The sequence below is a fragment of the Sphingobacterium bovisgrunnientis genome, from assembly GCF_009829085.1.
In the GTDB taxonomy this organism is placed as follows: Bacteria; Bacteroidota; Bacteroidia; order Sphingobacteriales; family Sphingobacteriaceae; genus Sphingobacterium; species Sphingobacterium bovisgrunnientis.
The window spans coordinates 42,231-57,859 of sequence record NZ_WUQY01000007.1; the positions used below are offsets into that span (position 1 = coordinate 42,231).

General features: G+C 35.6%; 13 protein-coding genes and 2 tRNA genes. 4 read left to right on the plus strand and 11 right to left on the minus strand.

The annotated features are described in order from the left end of the window. Positions 1–507 precede the first annotated feature (507 nt). Both GOQ16_RS05315 and GOQ16_RS05320 read left to right on the plus strand, forming a co-directional pair. Positions 508–1,365 carry a DMT family transporter gene (locus tag GOQ16_RS05315; RefSeq protein ID WP_160068351.1) on the plus strand — a complete coding sequence of 286 codons (858 nt, stop codon included), beginning with the start codon at positions 508–510 and terminating at the stop codon, positions 1,363–1,365. Then, positions 1,362–1,979, plus strand: a complete 618-nt coding sequence (locus tag GOQ16_RS05320) for an IMPACT family protein (RefSeq protein WP_160068352.1) — start codon at positions 1,362–1,364, stop codon at positions 1,977–1,979. The genes GOQ16_RS05315 and GOQ16_RS05320 overlap by 4 nt, the downstream gene beginning before the upstream one ends. 4 nt (positions 1,980–1,983) lie before the next feature. Here GOQ16_RS05320 and rodA read toward each other — a convergent pair whose 3' ends face one another. The 8 genes from rodA to GOQ16_RS05360 form a co-directional block, all read right to left on the minus strand. Then, on the minus strand, positions 1,984–3,255 hold the full coding sequence (gene rodA / locus GOQ16_RS05325; protein WP_160068353.1) for a rod shape-determining protein RodA: 1,272 nt from the start codon (positions 3,253–3,255) through the stop codon (positions 1,984–1,986). Further along, positions 3,242–5,221 (minus strand): penicillin-binding protein 2, encoded by a 1,980-nt coding sequence (gene mrdA / locus GOQ16_RS05330; protein ID WP_160068354.1) that lies wholly within the window; start codon positions 5,219–5,221, stop codon positions 3,242–3,244. Before mrdA ends, rodA begins: the two co-directional genes overlap by 14 nt. Before the next feature lie 13 nt (positions 5,222–5,234). Further along, positions 5,235–5,759 carry a rod shape-determining protein MreD gene (locus GOQ16_RS05335; RefSeq protein WP_160068355.1) on the minus strand — a complete coding sequence of 175 codons (525 nt, stop codon included), beginning with the start codon at positions 5,757–5,759 and terminating at the stop codon, positions 5,235–5,237. After that, entirely contained in the window at positions 5,752–6,597 is an 846-nt protein-coding gene (gene mreC, locus GOQ16_RS05340) for a rod shape-determining protein MreC (protein ID WP_149912556.1), read from the minus strand. The genes GOQ16_RS05335 and mreC overlap by 8 nt, the downstream gene beginning before the upstream one ends. A 102-nt stretch (positions 6,598–6,699) precedes the next feature. Further along, positions 6,700–7,722, minus strand: coding sequence for a rod shape-determining protein (locus tag GOQ16_RS05345; RefSeq protein WP_149912555.1), 1,023 nt, complete (start codon positions 7,720–7,722; stop codon positions 6,700–6,702). 161 nt (positions 7,723–7,883) lie between these two features. Beyond that, on the minus strand, positions 7,884–9,551 hold the full coding sequence (locus GOQ16_RS05350) for a M1 family metallopeptidase (protein ID WP_160068356.1): 1,668 nt from the start codon (positions 9,549–9,551) through the stop codon (positions 7,884–7,886). Continuing rightward, complete coding sequence (locus tag GOQ16_RS05355) at positions 9,544–9,987, minus strand: acyl-CoA thioesterase (protein WP_160068357.1); 444 nt, start codon at positions 9,985–9,987, stop codon at positions 9,544–9,546. Before GOQ16_RS05355 ends, GOQ16_RS05350 begins: the two co-directional genes overlap by 8 nt. Positions 9,988–10,098: 111 nt before the next feature. After that, positions 10,099–11,361, minus strand: coding sequence for a DUF819 family protein (locus GOQ16_RS05360; RefSeq protein ID WP_160068358.1), 1,263 nt, complete (start codon positions 11,359–11,361; stop codon positions 10,099–10,101). 115 nt (positions 11,362–11,476) lie between these two features. Here GOQ16_RS05360 and GOQ16_RS05365 point away from each other — a divergent pair, with 115 nt between their 5' ends. Both GOQ16_RS05365 and GOQ16_RS05370 read left to right on the plus strand, forming a co-directional pair. Then, positions 11,477–12,748: a Gfo/Idh/MocA family protein gene (locus GOQ16_RS05365; protein WP_160068359.1), complete on the plus strand. Its 1,272-nt coding sequence runs from the start codon at positions 11,477–11,479 to the stop codon at positions 12,746–12,748. Then, entirely contained in the window at positions 12,748–13,818 is a 1,071-nt protein-coding gene (locus GOQ16_RS05370) for a Gfo/Idh/MocA family protein (RefSeq protein WP_160068360.1), read from the plus strand. Before GOQ16_RS05365 ends, GOQ16_RS05370 begins: the two co-directional genes overlap by 1 nt. Before the next feature lie 64 nt (positions 13,819–13,882). Here the strand turns inward: GOQ16_RS05370 and GOQ16_RS05375 are convergent, their stop codons facing one another. From GOQ16_RS05375 to GOQ16_RS05385, 3 genes are all read right to left on the minus strand, one after another. Then, the gene (locus GOQ16_RS05375; RefSeq protein WP_160068361.1) at positions 13,883–14,836 is read right to left on the minus strand and encodes a glycoside hydrolase family 43 protein; all 954 of its coding nucleotides are present in this window, start codon (positions 14,834–14,836) and stop codon (positions 13,883–13,885) included. A 177-nt stretch (positions 14,837–15,013) separates the two neighbouring features. Further along, positions 15,014–15,098 (minus strand) — tRNA-Leu (locus tag GOQ16_RS05380). 9 nt (positions 15,099–15,107) lie between these two features. Further along, a tRNA-Gly gene (locus tag GOQ16_RS05385) sits at positions 15,108–15,180 on the minus strand. Positions 15,181–15,629: the final 449 nt, after the last annotated feature.

Genomic DNA, 15,629 nt, shown 5'->3' on the forward strand with positions numbered 1-15,629 from the left:
TCAAACCGGGACTTAGTAGTTATGTTTTAACAATTACACAATTAGTTGTCCCAGCTCTTATTGCTAAAATAAAAGAAGTTAAAATAATATGTGTTAAAGTTTTTCATGTTCTCGTTTTGATATTCCAAAGGTAGACTAATAATTTATAAATGCAAAATATTTTATTAAAAAATGTTTTTTCATATCATTTATTAGGGTAAAAATTGACGTTTTTTTAAACATAAAAATCACTATATTTTTATTGAAAATAATGTATAAATTCATTCATTTAATTTAAAAATGTGCCTTAATTGTGATTTTAAATGAGTTTATAGATTTTTTTAATGAATTTTATTTGTCTAATTATTATATAAAAAATAGGCTTATTTTTTGATTAATTTTTAATCATTTTTTGGTTGAAAAATATCGTAAATTGAATGATAATTTGTCGATTATATAGCTGATTTTTACGATATGTCTAATTCAATTTTATTTGATATAATTGTAATCGTAAAAAAAAGTTGTTATATGATATATGTTTTGATAAGTGTCTGTTGTAGTGTAATCGTTGGTGTACTTATAAAGATAGCTAGGCAAAGGCAAGTCGATGTACAACAGTTGGTACTATGGAATTATCCTACAACGGTATTACTGACTTATTTCCTGTTTGATCCATCGTTGGCCGGTTTGAATTGGACAAAATTACCTTATCAATTCTATATTCCATTAAGCATACTTTTACCCACCTTGTTTATTTTTATCGCACTGGCTGTAAAATACAGTGGTATTGTGAAGACAGATGTAGCTCAACGCATGTCTTTGTTTGTTCCATTAATTGCATCCTTTGTTCTTTTTAAGGAGGTAATACATCTTAATAAAATTATAGGTATTGTGATAGGTTTGGTCGCGGTAGGCTGTTCAGTCGGCTGGACAAAGAAATCATACACCAATACATCAACTAACTCCATATATCCAATAATAGTTTTCGTGGGTATGGGATTTATAGATATATTATTCAAACAAATAGCGCAATACAAGGAAATCCCATATACCACATCGATGTTTGTTGTTTTTATTGGAGCTATGCTGTTTGCTGCGCTGATCTTAGCATATAAAGTTGGTTGGAAAAAGGATTCGTTGGATAAATCGGCAATTGTTTGGGGATTGATTTTGGGTTTGTTTAACTTTGCAAATATTTATTATTACATGAAGGCACACCGAGCAATTTCGGAGAATCCATCCATAGTTTTTACAGCTATGAATGTAGGTGTTATCGTTTTGGGAAGTTTAGTGGGAGTTTTTATGTTTAATGAAAAGTTGAGCTTTACCAACAAAATAGGTTTGGTATTGGCTGTAATTTCTATTTTATTAATTGCATACCTGTGAGTTTATTTGAAGATACGTATTTTACAATTGAGGAAACTGCGGAAGGAATTTTCCGTGACAAGGGAAGTAAATTTATAGCTTATGCTTATCCTTTTAAGGATGAAAATAAGCTCAAAGAAATTATTGCTGAACTAAAATCTTTGCATCCAAAGGCTAGACACCATTGTTGGGCGTATCGCTTGTCTCCAGATCGGACGGTTTTTCGTCTCAATGATGATGGTGAACCATCAGGAACTGCAGGTAGACCAATACTAAATGTCTTATTATCCAAAGACGTTACAAATATTCTCGTAGTCGTAGTTCGTTATTTCGGGGGAACATTATTGGGCGTACCTGGCCTAATTAATGCCTACAAAACTGCTGCACAAGAAGCTTTGGCAAATGCAGTAATTGTTGAGAAGACTGTAAATGATGTTTATCAAATAGATTTTGAATATTTGGTTATGAATGATGTAATGCGCATCGTCAAGGATGAAAATATCACTGTATTAGACCAACAATTTGATAATGCGTGCACCATGACAGTTGAAATGCGCAAAATGCAAGTAAATTCATTTGTGACCAAAATGGAAAAAGTCGAAGGGACTAAATTTAATTACTTGCGAACTTTATAGTAATTTAATTCGGTGAAAGTCCTTTTCTTGTCGAATCAAATTTTAAAAGAATAAACAATAATATCGTAAAGCTCCACAAAGATGACCCACCGTAGCTAATAAAAGGCAATGGAATCCCAATTACTGGTACAATCCCAATTGTCATCCCAATATTAATAAAGAAGTGGAAAAATAGGATAGAAGCGACTCCGTAGGCATATACCCGAGCAAATGTAGTTCGTTGCCGTTCGGCGATATGAATGATTCGCATGAGTAAGAAGATGTAAATTGCTATTACAGTCACTGAACCTACGAATCCCCATTCTTCACCTACCGTACAAAAAATAAAATCTGTACTTTGTTCTGGGACAAAATTGTACTTGGTTTGTGTACCCTGAAGATAGCCTTTTCCAAATATTTTACCAGAGCCAATAGCAATCTTAGATTGATTTAGGTTATAACCTTGACCTTTTGGGTCATCCATTTTACCTAAAATAATATCAATACGATTTCGCTGATGAGATTGCAATACATTTTCATAGGCAAAATCCACACTAAGTACATATATACTTGCAACAGCGAAAATAACACCTATATCAATCAAATACTTTCGTTTTTTGCCAAGAAGAAATATAAATATTACACACACGGCAGCTATAATTCCAATGAGTATCCATTGATTGATCAACAATGCCATAATGAAGAGTAAAATAGCTAATCCACCAAAAATAAGTAGTTTGGTACTCACATAGCCTTCTCTATAGAAAACGAAAATTAACGAAAAGAATGCCAACGCAGAGCCTGTATCTGGTTGTAGCATAACCAAAAAAACCGGAAATAGTACAATACAAGCACCAACTACTAAGCCTTTTAATGTAGGGTTTTTGTTAGTCTGGGTATTTAAAAAGTATGCTAGAAGTAGACAGGTTGCTAATTTTCCAAATTCGGAAGGTTGTAAACGAAAGCTTCCTATTGGAATCCAAGCCTGATTTCCTCCAACATTTCGACCAACGACCAATACAGCAACTAATAACAGCACAACTACGATATAAATAAAAGGTGTGGCTGAAATAAAGAATCTTTGGTCGATTATTAGTATACTAAATCCAATGATTAAAGCTGTGAAAATATAGATCGATTGCTTCCCATAATTCGTAGCCATGCTAAATAATCCCGGGTTTTCGGGGTCATAAACTGCAGCATGTATATTGAACCAGCCAATAAGACACAAGACCAACCATATTAAAATGGTTATCCAATCAATTCTACCCAAAAATCCTTTCTTATCGTTGTTCATAGTTTCTTCTCACTTGGCTGTGATGAACCAATATATTGCCGCTATTTGTCTTGTGATTAGCAGCTTGTTTAGTTGTTCCAGTTGAACCTTTAGTGTTATTTGTGCTGTCTTGTTTTTGCTTAACCTGTGGTTTTACTTCTTTAGTTTTTACTTTAGGTAAAATAACGGCATTCATTACACGATCTTGAATATGTTTTGGCAAGCTAATGGTATCGCGAATATATTTTTCAATAATCATACTTGCAATTGGAGCCGCCCAAGTACCGCCATAACCAGCATTTTCAACGAATACAGCTATCGCAATTTTCGGATTATCTCTTGGTGCAAAAGCAAAATAAACAGCATGATTTTCACCGTGTGGATTCTGTACAGTTCCTGTTTTACCACACATCTCTATTCCCGGAATTTTTGAAGCAGCAGCTGTACCCGAGGAAACCGCTCGACTCATTCCTTCGATTACTGGTTCAAAGTGCTTCGAATCTACACCAGCCCAAATCTTCTCCGTAAATTCTTTTTTAATAATCTTTTTTTCACCTATGCCTTTTATAAGATGAGGTCTATAATAATATCCTCGATTGGCAACAATCGCCGTGACATTCGCCATTTGCAACGGAGTAATACCTAATTGCCCCTGACCAATCGATTGTGATATATTGTAACTCGAAGTCCATTTATTGCTACCGAAATTCTTCGTATAATATTCTGCGGAATATACGTTACCACCTTTTTCACCTGGTAAATCAATGCCTAATGGTTGTCCAAGGCCAAATTGTAATAATCCATCGCGCCATAAATCATATGCCTGATATGTTGGCATCCCACGTTTGTCCAACATATGCGCATATACATAACCATAGTATGTATTACAAGACTTTTGGATAGATCTGACTAGATCAGTGGGACCGTCAACGTGTGTACATCGCATAATCGCATTTCGACCATAGCGATATCCTCCTGGGCAATTAAAAATTGTTTGGGGCGTAATAAGTCCTGCCTGTTGTGCAGTAAGTGCGGCTACTACTTTGAAAATTGATCCAGGAGGGTAGGAAGCCTGTATGGGGCGATTGAACATAGGCTTATAAGGATCATGAAGCATTTTCATGTAATTGTTGCCTCTTTCACGACCTACCATAAGATTTGGATTGTAGCTTGGGCTACTTACGTAAGTTAAAATCTCACCTGTCGAAGGCTCAATGGCAACAACTGATCCCAATTTATTCCGCATCAATTTTTCAGCAAGAAGTTGTACTTCTTTATCCAATGAAGAGATTAATCCTTCTCCCGAAATAGCTAATGTATCGTATTTCCCGTCCATGAATGCACCTTGCGGACGATTCAAAGCATCCACCATTTGGTTTTTTACACCACGCGTGCCTCGTAACAATTCCTCATAAGAACGTTCGACACCCGATGCACCAATATAATCCCCCGATCGGTAAAATCCATTTGAACGCTCTATATCTTTATCGTTTACTTCTTGAATGTAACCTAAAAACTGTGCTGCTACACTATCTGGATAAGTACGTATATTTCGATCCACTGTGTAAAATCCATGAAACTTGTCCATATGTTCTTGGAGTATAGCAAAAGTTTCCTTGGGAATTAATTTTTCGAAAAGAGAAGCTCGATATGGCGAATGATCACGCGCCTTTTTCATACGTTTATCAAATCCCTCTTTATCAATTCCAATCAGTTGGCAAAGCAATGCCGTATCAATATTTTTTGCCTCCCTAGGTGTAACCATAAGGTCATAGACAGGTTCATTTTGAACTAAAATTTCACCATTACGATCCAAAATAACTCCTCGAGCTGGGTATTCTATTACTTTACGTAAGACATTGTTATTGGCTGATAATAAATAGGAATCATCGATTATTTGCAAATAAAATAATCGTGCTACTAACGTAATTGCTATAATGAGGATGATTCCCTGAATAACATATTTTCTCTCAAAAAAACTATTCATGATTCATCGAAGTTTAATTTATTACACGTGATTTTTTATGATAAGTCAATAGACTTATTACAAAAATAAGGACTAATGTGAATATAGAGCTAAATGCAATACTTAGCACTGTCTGTATAAAGTTATGGAATGAAAAGGCTTCCACAAAAAACAATATTACGTGATGAATGAGAATAGAAAGCGAAATATAAGTTAAATACCATTTAAAGCCCATGTTTCCCCACGACGGTGTATTAAAGGATTCTTGTTCGTCTAATTCTATGGTAATTTTGTGAAAGAATATCCTGAAAAAAGCAAGTGCAACACAGGTTGCTGCATGAATTCCTATACTATCGTAAAATGCATCAATGCTTAATCCCGTCAAAAATGCCAATACGTAAAGCAGAATATTCGGAATTCCGATGGGTAGTAGCAGAACGATTAAAATATAAGGGAATGCTACTGCTAGATTGTAATAGCCTATATTCTTTAATACTGCAACCTGAATAAGGATCAACACTAAAAATCGAATAATATTGAAAAGTACAATTTTAGCCATCGTTTTGCTCGCTTAATGTTTCTAATTCTACCTTTTCTTTAGCCAATTTGTCTTTGACAATATATACATGTGTCAGTTTTTCAAATTTAGTTGTCAGTAATATTCGTACATCCTTGAATGATCCTCCAGATACAATATCTGTTTGCACAATATAACCCACCTTTATGCCTTTAGGAAATTTCGATGAAAAACCAGATGTATAAATTGGCTGTCCAACATATAATTTTACATGATTAGGAATATCTCTAACCATAGCAAATCTTGATTCGGTATTGTCACCCCACACCAATGAACCAAATGCTGACGACGTAGAGTCTATCGAAACTGAAATTTTCTCAGTTTTGTGCAGCAACGATTTAATTGTACTAAAATTAGGTGAGACATTCAAAACCGTGCCTACCACGCCAGTAGATGAGATAACGCCCATATCTTTTTGAATTCCATCACGTGATCCTTTGTTAATAGTAATATAATTGTTTTTCTGGTGTACACTATTATTTACAACAGAAGCAACTATGAATTCATAACGACTAGGATTGTCAAGTGAGTCGGTATTCAAAGCTTCAAAAAGGGTATCTCTACTTCTTAATTCTTGCAGTTGATGTCTAAGAAGTGCATTTTCATCCAAAAGATCTTTATTAGATTCTGCCAAATGCATATATTCTTTCCAAGAATTGAATTTTGTAAAAAAAGATCCAACAATTAAATTTGAGGAGTTGATGAAAGAGGAACGCTGGTAATTGTTATTGTTAACAACCAAAGCTAAAGCTGACACGAAAAATAGTATAAACCAAAAAAAGGCATTATATCGGACCAAGAAAAGCCACAGATTTTTCATGTATTGTTGTTGACTAAAAGTTTAATTTACTATTAACAAATACGCGATATAGAAGAAGTTTTACTTATCTATATCGCGCTTAAATATCTTATATCGAAATGATTATTGCATTAAGAATTTGAATCTTCCAATGTTTTTCAATGCAATACCGGTACCACGAACAACCGCGCGAAGAGGATCTTCAGCGACATGGACAGGCAATTTCGTTTTTGCTTGGATACGTTTGTCTAAACCTCTTAATAAAGCTCCACCACCAGTCAAATAAATACCAGTTTGATAAATGTCAGCTGACAATTCTGGAGGAGTAATTTCTAAAGCTTTTAAAATTGCTTCTTCGATTTTCGAAATCGATTTGTCCAAACAGTGCGCAATTTCTGTATATGAAACTGTGATTTGTTTTGGGATACCCGTCATCAAATCACGACCTTGAACTGCAAAATCCGCTGGTGGATCTGAAAGCTCTGGAAGAGCAGCACCAACTTCGATTTTGATTTTTTCAGCCGTACGATCACCGATCATAATATTGTGTTGACGGCGAATATATTGTACGATATCTGAGTCAAAATTGTCACCAGCTACGCGAATAGATTGGTCACATACGATTCCTGATAATGCAATTACTGCGATTTCAGTAGTACCGCCACCGATATCAATAATCATATTTCCTACAGGCTCCTCTACATCGATACCAATACCCACAGCAGCAGCCATTGGTTCATGGATAAGATATACTTCTTTCGCTCCAGCAATTTCAGCAGAGTCACGCACAGCACGTTTTTCTACTTCTGTAATTCCTGAAGGAATACATACTACCATTCGTAAAGAAGGGAAGAACCAAGATTTACCATTGTTAACTAGCTTAACCATGCCGCGTATAAGTGCTTCAGCAGCAGTAAAATCTGCAATAACACCATCGCGTAAAGGTCTAACTGTTTTTATATTGTCATGTGTTTTACCCTCCATTTGCATCGCTTGTCTACCAATAGCAATTACTTTATTGGTAGTGCGGTCAAATGCCACTATTGAAGGTTCATCCACTACTACTTTGTCGTTATGTATAATTAGGGTGTTTGCCGTCCCCAAGTCAATCGCAACTTCTTGCGTAAACCAATTGAATAAACCCATTTAAAAAGTCCTGATTCTTTGTGTAAAATTTGAACAAAATTAATTAAAAAAAACTGATAATGATAGTAGGATTGCCATAAAATCCTACAATTAGTTATCTTTTTTATATTGAAATTGATATTCTATTCCTCAATGCGTATTTAACGACTTTTGAAGCGTTTTTATTGTAATTGAACTTTGATATAATAGTTATGTGTATCAATTTTTAAATTATCTTTTGTTAATCCTTTAATATCAATTTTAGAAAATTCATCTGTTAAATTTACACGCGAAGTAGGTCTATCCAATCCCAAGTGAATTGGCATTTTAAAATTTTTTACATTTGTTTTCCATCTTGCAAATACATCGCCGTTTGTTTGAAACTTAACTTCGAGTGTAGGAATGGTAGTGTTTTGAATATATTGCTCAAAAACTTTACTAAAATCATAATTTGCATGTTGAGAAACATAATTCAAAATATCATTATAATCTACCTGTTTGTGCTTGAAATCTCTGTTCAAGCTTCTTAGAATAAATCTCCATTTAGCATCGTCGCTGATTATTGTGCGTACCATATTCCATAGTACGCCGCCTTTGACATACATATCCCCCGAACCTTCTTTATTTACGTGATAAGGACCTTGTAAAGGTGTGTCGTTTCTTATCCCCGAGCGATTTCCATAGACATATGCTTGACCAGCTTCTTTGCCGTAATGATAGTCAATGAATAACGCTTCGGAATAGTTGGTGAAGCTTTCGTGAATCCACATATCTGCTAAATCTTTAGCTGTTATGTTATTTCCAAACCATTCGTGTCCCGACTCATGCACTACGATGAAATCCCATTTTTTTCCCCAGCCCGTGTTTGATCCATCACGTCCCAAATAACCATTTTGATATTTATTACCATAGGCAATAGCAGATTGGTGCTCCATGCCCAGATGTGCTGTTTCCACGATTTTGTAACTGTCTTCAAAGAATGGATATGGACCAAACCAATATTCTAATGCTTCTAATGTCTCAGCTACATTCTTTTTCAAGTGGTTGATTTTTTCTGCTGTTGCATTTTCATTCAGCACATAATAATCTACATCCATCAACCCGTCTTCGGTTTTCAGCTTTTCATGGATACGTACATAATCACCAATATTTAGTGATATGTTATAGTTATTGATAGGCTTTGTTACCCGCCAATGGTATTTTGTATAATTATTGTCTAATACTTCAGTTCTGATCAACCTACCGTTTGAAACATTCATCAAACCTTTGGGTACTGCGACCGAAATCAACATACTATCTGGCTCATCGGAAAGATGATCTTTGTTCGGCCACCAAGCACTTGCACCAAGTCCTTGCACTGCAGTAGCTACAAAATGTTTTCCGTTGCTGTCTTTTTTCCAGTCAAATCCACCATCCCAAGGTGCTCTTGTAGCCTGAATAGGATTGCCCGAATAATACACTTTGAAAGATTCTATTTGGTCTTTTTTGATGTGCTCTGGAAACGTCACAAAAACAGCGTTAAATTCGCGGGTAAACTTCAACTTTTTGCCTTTGTATTCAATTTTATCAACAGATAAGTTATCAAAAAGGTCAAACTGTAATTTTTTAAAATCATTTACAGCTTTAAATTTAAATAGGTTAGAGCCTGATATAAACTTGTTTTCAAGATCAACCTTGACATCCAGATGGTAATATTGTACATCGTAACAAGTTCGTAAAGGTGTCAATTGCCCTCTTAGGGAGTCAGCTTTTGTGTACAAGTCTTTAGCACGCATCAATTGTGCTTTTGATGGAGATGCAATTAAGCAACATGCACACAAAAGTGCAGATGCAAGAAAAATTTTATTCATTTACTTCTAAATAGTCAGGTGATTTAGGAATGTTTTGTAGTATGGGCTTCCAATTTTCAGGAAGTGAGGTTAGTTTTCTAGCGACCAAATCGAGCCATGCACCATCGACGTTCACTGTAGCAGCTATATCTCCGTTAGATTTTAGGATTTTGTGTACAAAAGAAAATCGACCATTCGAGGTGTTATATTTACTTAATTCGGTACTAACCTTAATGTATTCATCAAGTTTCACTTCACGTTTGTAGATTAGTTCTTCTCTAAATAAAATAGGACCAATTTTTTGCTTAGCAAATTCGTCTAATGATAATCCTGCCTTTGTGAGCATATTGCTTCGAGCTTGCGCACAAAAATCCGCGTATGCAGAATGCCTTAAATGACGGTTTGCGTCAATTTGAGACCATAATACCTGCCCTTCGTAAAAAATATTTTCGCCCATAATGATTAAGTGTCTTCTAAAATAGCGATTATTATTTAAACGGGCATTTATGAAAAAAGAAAGAGCGATAGATGTAAACTTTATCGCTCTTATTTTAAATTCTAAATATTTCTAAATTTGAGAAGCCAATTGCATAAGTATAGCTGTTAGCCAGCCAGCGTATGTTCCAATAGCATAGCTAAATACAGATAAAATAACACCTACAGAAATCAATGATGGATGGAATGCAGCTGACATTACCGAAGCTGATGCTACACCTCCCACATTAGCCATACTTCCGACGGCAAAATAGAAAAAAGGAATTTTAAAAATCTTAGCTACTAATATAAGTAATAAAGCATGGAAGGAAATCCATAAAATACCTACTATAAAAAGTCCTGGATTGTCTAGAATGGCTAAAATGTCCATTTGCATACCAATCGTCACGATTAGCATATATAATAGAGCGGTACCCATTTTGGAAGCACCAACGTTTTCCAACTTACGTGCTGGCGTAAAGGATAATATTATACTAATAATTGTGGCAAATAAAACAATCCAAAAGAAGGTGTTTGTCAATGAAAATGTTTCCAATTGTGGGTGATTTTCTGCTATGTACGCAGCAACAGGTTCAGCTAAAAAAGTTGCAAGCCCTGTGCCTGCAAAAGCAACAGACAACATCAAAATAATGTCTTTCGTTTGTGGCATTTTAGCATTTTCTTGCGCTTTCTTTTCCAGTTTTACCATCAATTCATCCACATCTTGCGAATCAGCTTTGAAAAATCTGTCCATCATTTTGCTTTTGCCAGCGCCATACAACAAGAGAGCCATCCACGTGTAGGCTACAAAAACATCAACAGCTATAATGGAAGAAAATAGTGTTGGTGAGGGTTGAAGAATTTCCTTCAATGCCACTTGATTCGCGCTGCCTCCGATCCAAGATCCCGCTAAAGTCCCCAATCCTCGCCATACTTCATCGGGGCCTATACCACCCACAACCTGAGGAGCGACAAGTGCGGTCAACCATACAGCCAGAGGTCCGCCCAATAAAACACCAATTGTACCTGTTATAAACATCAAGCCTGCGCGTTTGCGCAATGCCCACATTTCTTTAATATCTAAATTGAGTATAAATAAAATCAAGCAGGCTGGAAGAAAATAGCGACTTCCAATCGTTGTTAGTGGCGAATTAGCACCATCGAAAACATTAAACGAATTTAATAATCCTGGTAAAAAGTAGCAGAGCAACAAAGGAGGGATCATATCGTAAAATCCTTTAATAAATTTGTTGTTAATATTTGATGTGTAAAATACTAAACCTAAAATTGCCATTAAAATTCCGACAATTACGGTGTTATTGGTAATAAGTGGTTCTAAATTTTGTGTGCTTTCCATAGTTTATACCATTGCTGCGTGAAAATATGTAATATTTTTGATGTTTTCTGTTATAAAAATGGAAACTAATGACTTTCAACTTTCTAAAAATTTTTAAATGTTGCATATTTATAGCATGAAATACTCTAGACGAAATTTTATCAAAACAAGTGGTCTAGTAATTGGTAGCTTACCATTTGCTTCCATGGCTAATTCTATACCTATGAATCGAAAAATCAAAGTCGGCTTAGTGGGGTGTGGAGGAAGAGGAGTAGGAGCTCTAGTACAAGCAATGACTGCAGACCGAGATGTAATTGTTACAGCTTTAGCTGATGTCTTTCCTGAGCAGCTGGATCAAGCTTTAAAACTTGCACAAAGAAAGGATAACGCTAGAGTTGATGTGCCTAAAGAAAGACAATTTTTGGGTTTCGAAAGTTACAAGCAATTGATTGATACGGATGTTGATATCGTATTGTTGTGTAGTCCGCCAAACTTTAGACCCGACCACATGGAATATGCAGTTTCAAAAGGTAAACATATCTTTTGCGAGAAGCCTGTAGCTATTGATATTCCAGGATTAAAGCGAGTTATGGAGAGTGTAAAAGCTGCTAAAGAACAGAATTTAAATATAGTGTCTGGTTTTTGCTTTCGCTACCTCGTACCAAATCGCGAAATCATGAAGCGTGTTTTAGGAGGAGATATTGGGGATGTTCGTTCGGTCACAACTTTTAGATGTGGGGGTGAAAATACGGTTAAACCGAGATTGGCACAGTATAATGAAATGCAGTATCAGTTAAAAAATTGGTATTACTTCCAGCGTTATGCCGGGGATTTAATTATTGAACAGACCGTGCATAGTTTAGATTATATGAACTGGATTATGCAAAATAGATTGCCTAAATCCGTATTCGCTACAGGGGGTAGACAAACATGGAAATGGGATGCGCTAGGTAATGGGTACGATCATTTTGCCGTAGAGTATGATTATGGTGATGGGGTAAAAGGTATACATTTTGGTAGACAACAAAGTGGAACTGATAGCCGTAATTCTGTTGAAGTATTAGGAACCAAAGGGAATGTTGATGTAAATATTATGAGTTCTTACAAAATTCACGGTGATAAACCATTCGAATATTCAGGTGCTTCGAATAATATGTATCAAACGCAACATGATGAATTGGTCGCAGCTGTACGTAGTGGAAAAACAATCAATGATGGTGACCATATGGTAAACTCTACTTTATTCGCCATTTGGGGGAAAGTATCTGCATACACCGGTAAACGTATAACACTAGAACAAATATTATCCTCACAAGAGGTTTTAAGTCCGAATTCAAATGCCTATTCGTGGGATATGCCAGAGGATACTTTTGAAATTGCAAGGCCAGGGATGAAATCATTTGTATAATGAATAAAATTAAAATATTAGTTGTAGGCTGTGGAAATATGGGGGCTTCACATGCCAAAGCTTACCATGACTTTTCAGAATTTGAAATTGTAGGCTTAGTGTCTCGCGGTAATAGTAAAGTTGAATTGCAAAAGCAATTGGGTGTTGATTATGCGCTTTTCGATGATTACGAAGATGCATTATTAGCGACAAATCCTGATGCTGTGTGTATTTCTACATATCCTGATACACATGAAGATTATGCAGTCAAAGCATTTGAAAATGGTGCCCATGTGTTTATTGAAAAGCCTCTTGCGGACACGGTTATTGGTGCTCACCGTGTGATTGATGCAGCCAATAAAGCCAAGAAGAAATTAGTAGTTGGTTATATCCTAAGACATCATCCTTCTTGGATGCGATTCATAGAAGAGGGGAAAAAGTTAGGTTCGCCTTTGGTATTTCGAATGAACCTAAATCAACAGAGTCAAGGTTATATGTGGGATGTACATCGTAACTTAATGAAAAGCTTAAGCCCAATAGTGGATTGTGGTGTTCATTATATAGATATCATGTGTAAGATGACCATTGCTAAACCAGTATCTGTATCTGCTATTGGCGCGCGATTGACGGATGATATTCCTGTGGATAATTACAATTATGGACAGTTACAAATTCGTTTTGATGACGGCTCTGTAGGATGGTATGAGGCAGGCTGGGGGCCTATGGTTAGCCAAACAGCTTTCTTTGTAAAAGATGTCATCGGTCCCAAGGGTGCTGTTTCTATAGTTGCAAACGCAGCTTCAAAAGATGGTCAGTCGGATTCTGTAGAAGCGCACACTAAGACAGAGTCAATTCGTGTGCATCATGCTTTAATTGATGAAAATAATAAGTTTGTAAAAGAAGACGAATGGATTAATCTTGCAGATGAACCAGATCACCAAGAATTATGCAATCGTGAGCAGCGTTTTTTTTGGGATGCAATCAAAAACGATTGGGATCTTTCCAAATCAATGGATGATGCGTTGAATAGTTTAAAAATTGCTTTAGCCTGTGATGAAAGTGTAAAATCAGGAGAGATTGTAAGATTATAAGCGGAATGCAAATAAAAACAAAGCCGTCTCGATTAATAAATTTTAGACGGCTTTGTTTTTGCAATTATTTTAAAGGATGTTTCACCCCAGTAAATGTCATCTTAACGGGCAAAATTTTACCATCTTTATCGAATTTCATCTCATCAATACAGGTTACACGGTCGTGAGCGCTTGTCTTACCAAGAGGTCGTCTGTGATACACGATATAATATTTTTCTTCGTTTGGAATCTTAATTATAGAATGGTGTCCAGCGCCAGTAGCGACGGCAGGATCTTGTTCAAGGATAGTATTTATTCTTTCAAAAGGCCCTAAAGGGTTGTCCGCGATAGCGTACGCGACTTTATAATCTGGACCTGTCCAGCCGCCTTCAGACCACATGAAATAGTATTTTCCATCTTTAATAAACATAGTTGGTCCCTCAACGTAATCCTTCGGTGTGACTTCTTTATAATAACTTCCGTCTTCAAAGGGTAGCAGTTTTGTGAAATCAGAACTTAGCTTAACCACATTACAGTGTTTCCAACCTCCATAGTACATGTAAAAAGTTCCGTCTTTATCCTTAAAAACGTATTGATCAATTGGCTGAGCTCCGTTTATAATATCGCTTATTAAAGGTTTTCCTAATAAATCTTTATAAGGTCCTTCTGGTTTATCGGATACAGCCACACCAATTCCTCCAATTTGCCCTTGATGTACATCATTTGCTGCGAAAAAAAAATAATACTTGCCTTTATTTTCTATTACAGAAGGAGCCCACATTGCACGTTTTGCCCATTTAACCTCAATATTATCAATTATGTTGCTGTGTTTTTTCCAAGATACCAAATCCTTAGAGGAGAATGCGTCAAATTTAATTTGTTCATCATAAGGAGCAGAGTAGGTAGGGAAAATCCAATATGTATTGTTATAAATAATTGCTTCAGGATCTGCATAATTTCCTGGAAAGACGGGGTTTTGTTGACTAAATGCATTTAGCGATAATGCAAAGAGTATGCTGAATAAAAATGTTTTTCTCATAAAATCTATAGATTGATGTGTTGATAGGAATAAAGATACTGAATTGTTCCAAGGATTAGCGGAATAAAAGTAACATATTGAATATAACTTGTTCGAAGTGTTGCAAAGGAAGTTTGTATAGATGTGGTTATGGGATAGCTATAAACGCAAAAAGGCTTATCATATGATAAGCCTTTGTACCTAGGGCGGGAATCGAACCCGCACTCCTTTAACAGGAACAGGATTTTAAGTCCTGCGTGTCTACCAGTTCCACCACCTAGGCAACTCTGGGAGCGAAAGACGAGATTCGAACTCGCGACCCCAACCTTGGCAAGGTTGTGCTCTACCAACTGAGCTACTTTCGCTTTTTAAGTCTTTCAATTTTGTTATGAACATCGCGTCCGTCCCGATTTGATGATGCAAATATAGAGCTATAATCCATTTCTGCAAAATGTTTTTCAAAATAAAAGCGCTTTTTTCCGCTTAAAAGCTCCATTTGTTTGATAATCAGTGATAATAATTTTAGGACAGATAATAAAAATTGTAAATCTGAGTTTTGAGTAGAATTATTTTTAGAATTTATCTTCTAAAATGTTTTTGAGTATATTTTAATCTCTTTTGTTCTGATATTTAAGGTAATTATGTGTTTTAAATCAATAAAATGAATAATTATTAAAGTTTTTAATTAGTTTTTTATTTAAAAATCACAATTATTCTTGTTTTGTATTTAAATATTTCCATTATTTGTCTTATAATTTTATTGAAAACTAAAAATCATAATATAATAAGTGCAAATAATGTAATATTTGAAGTG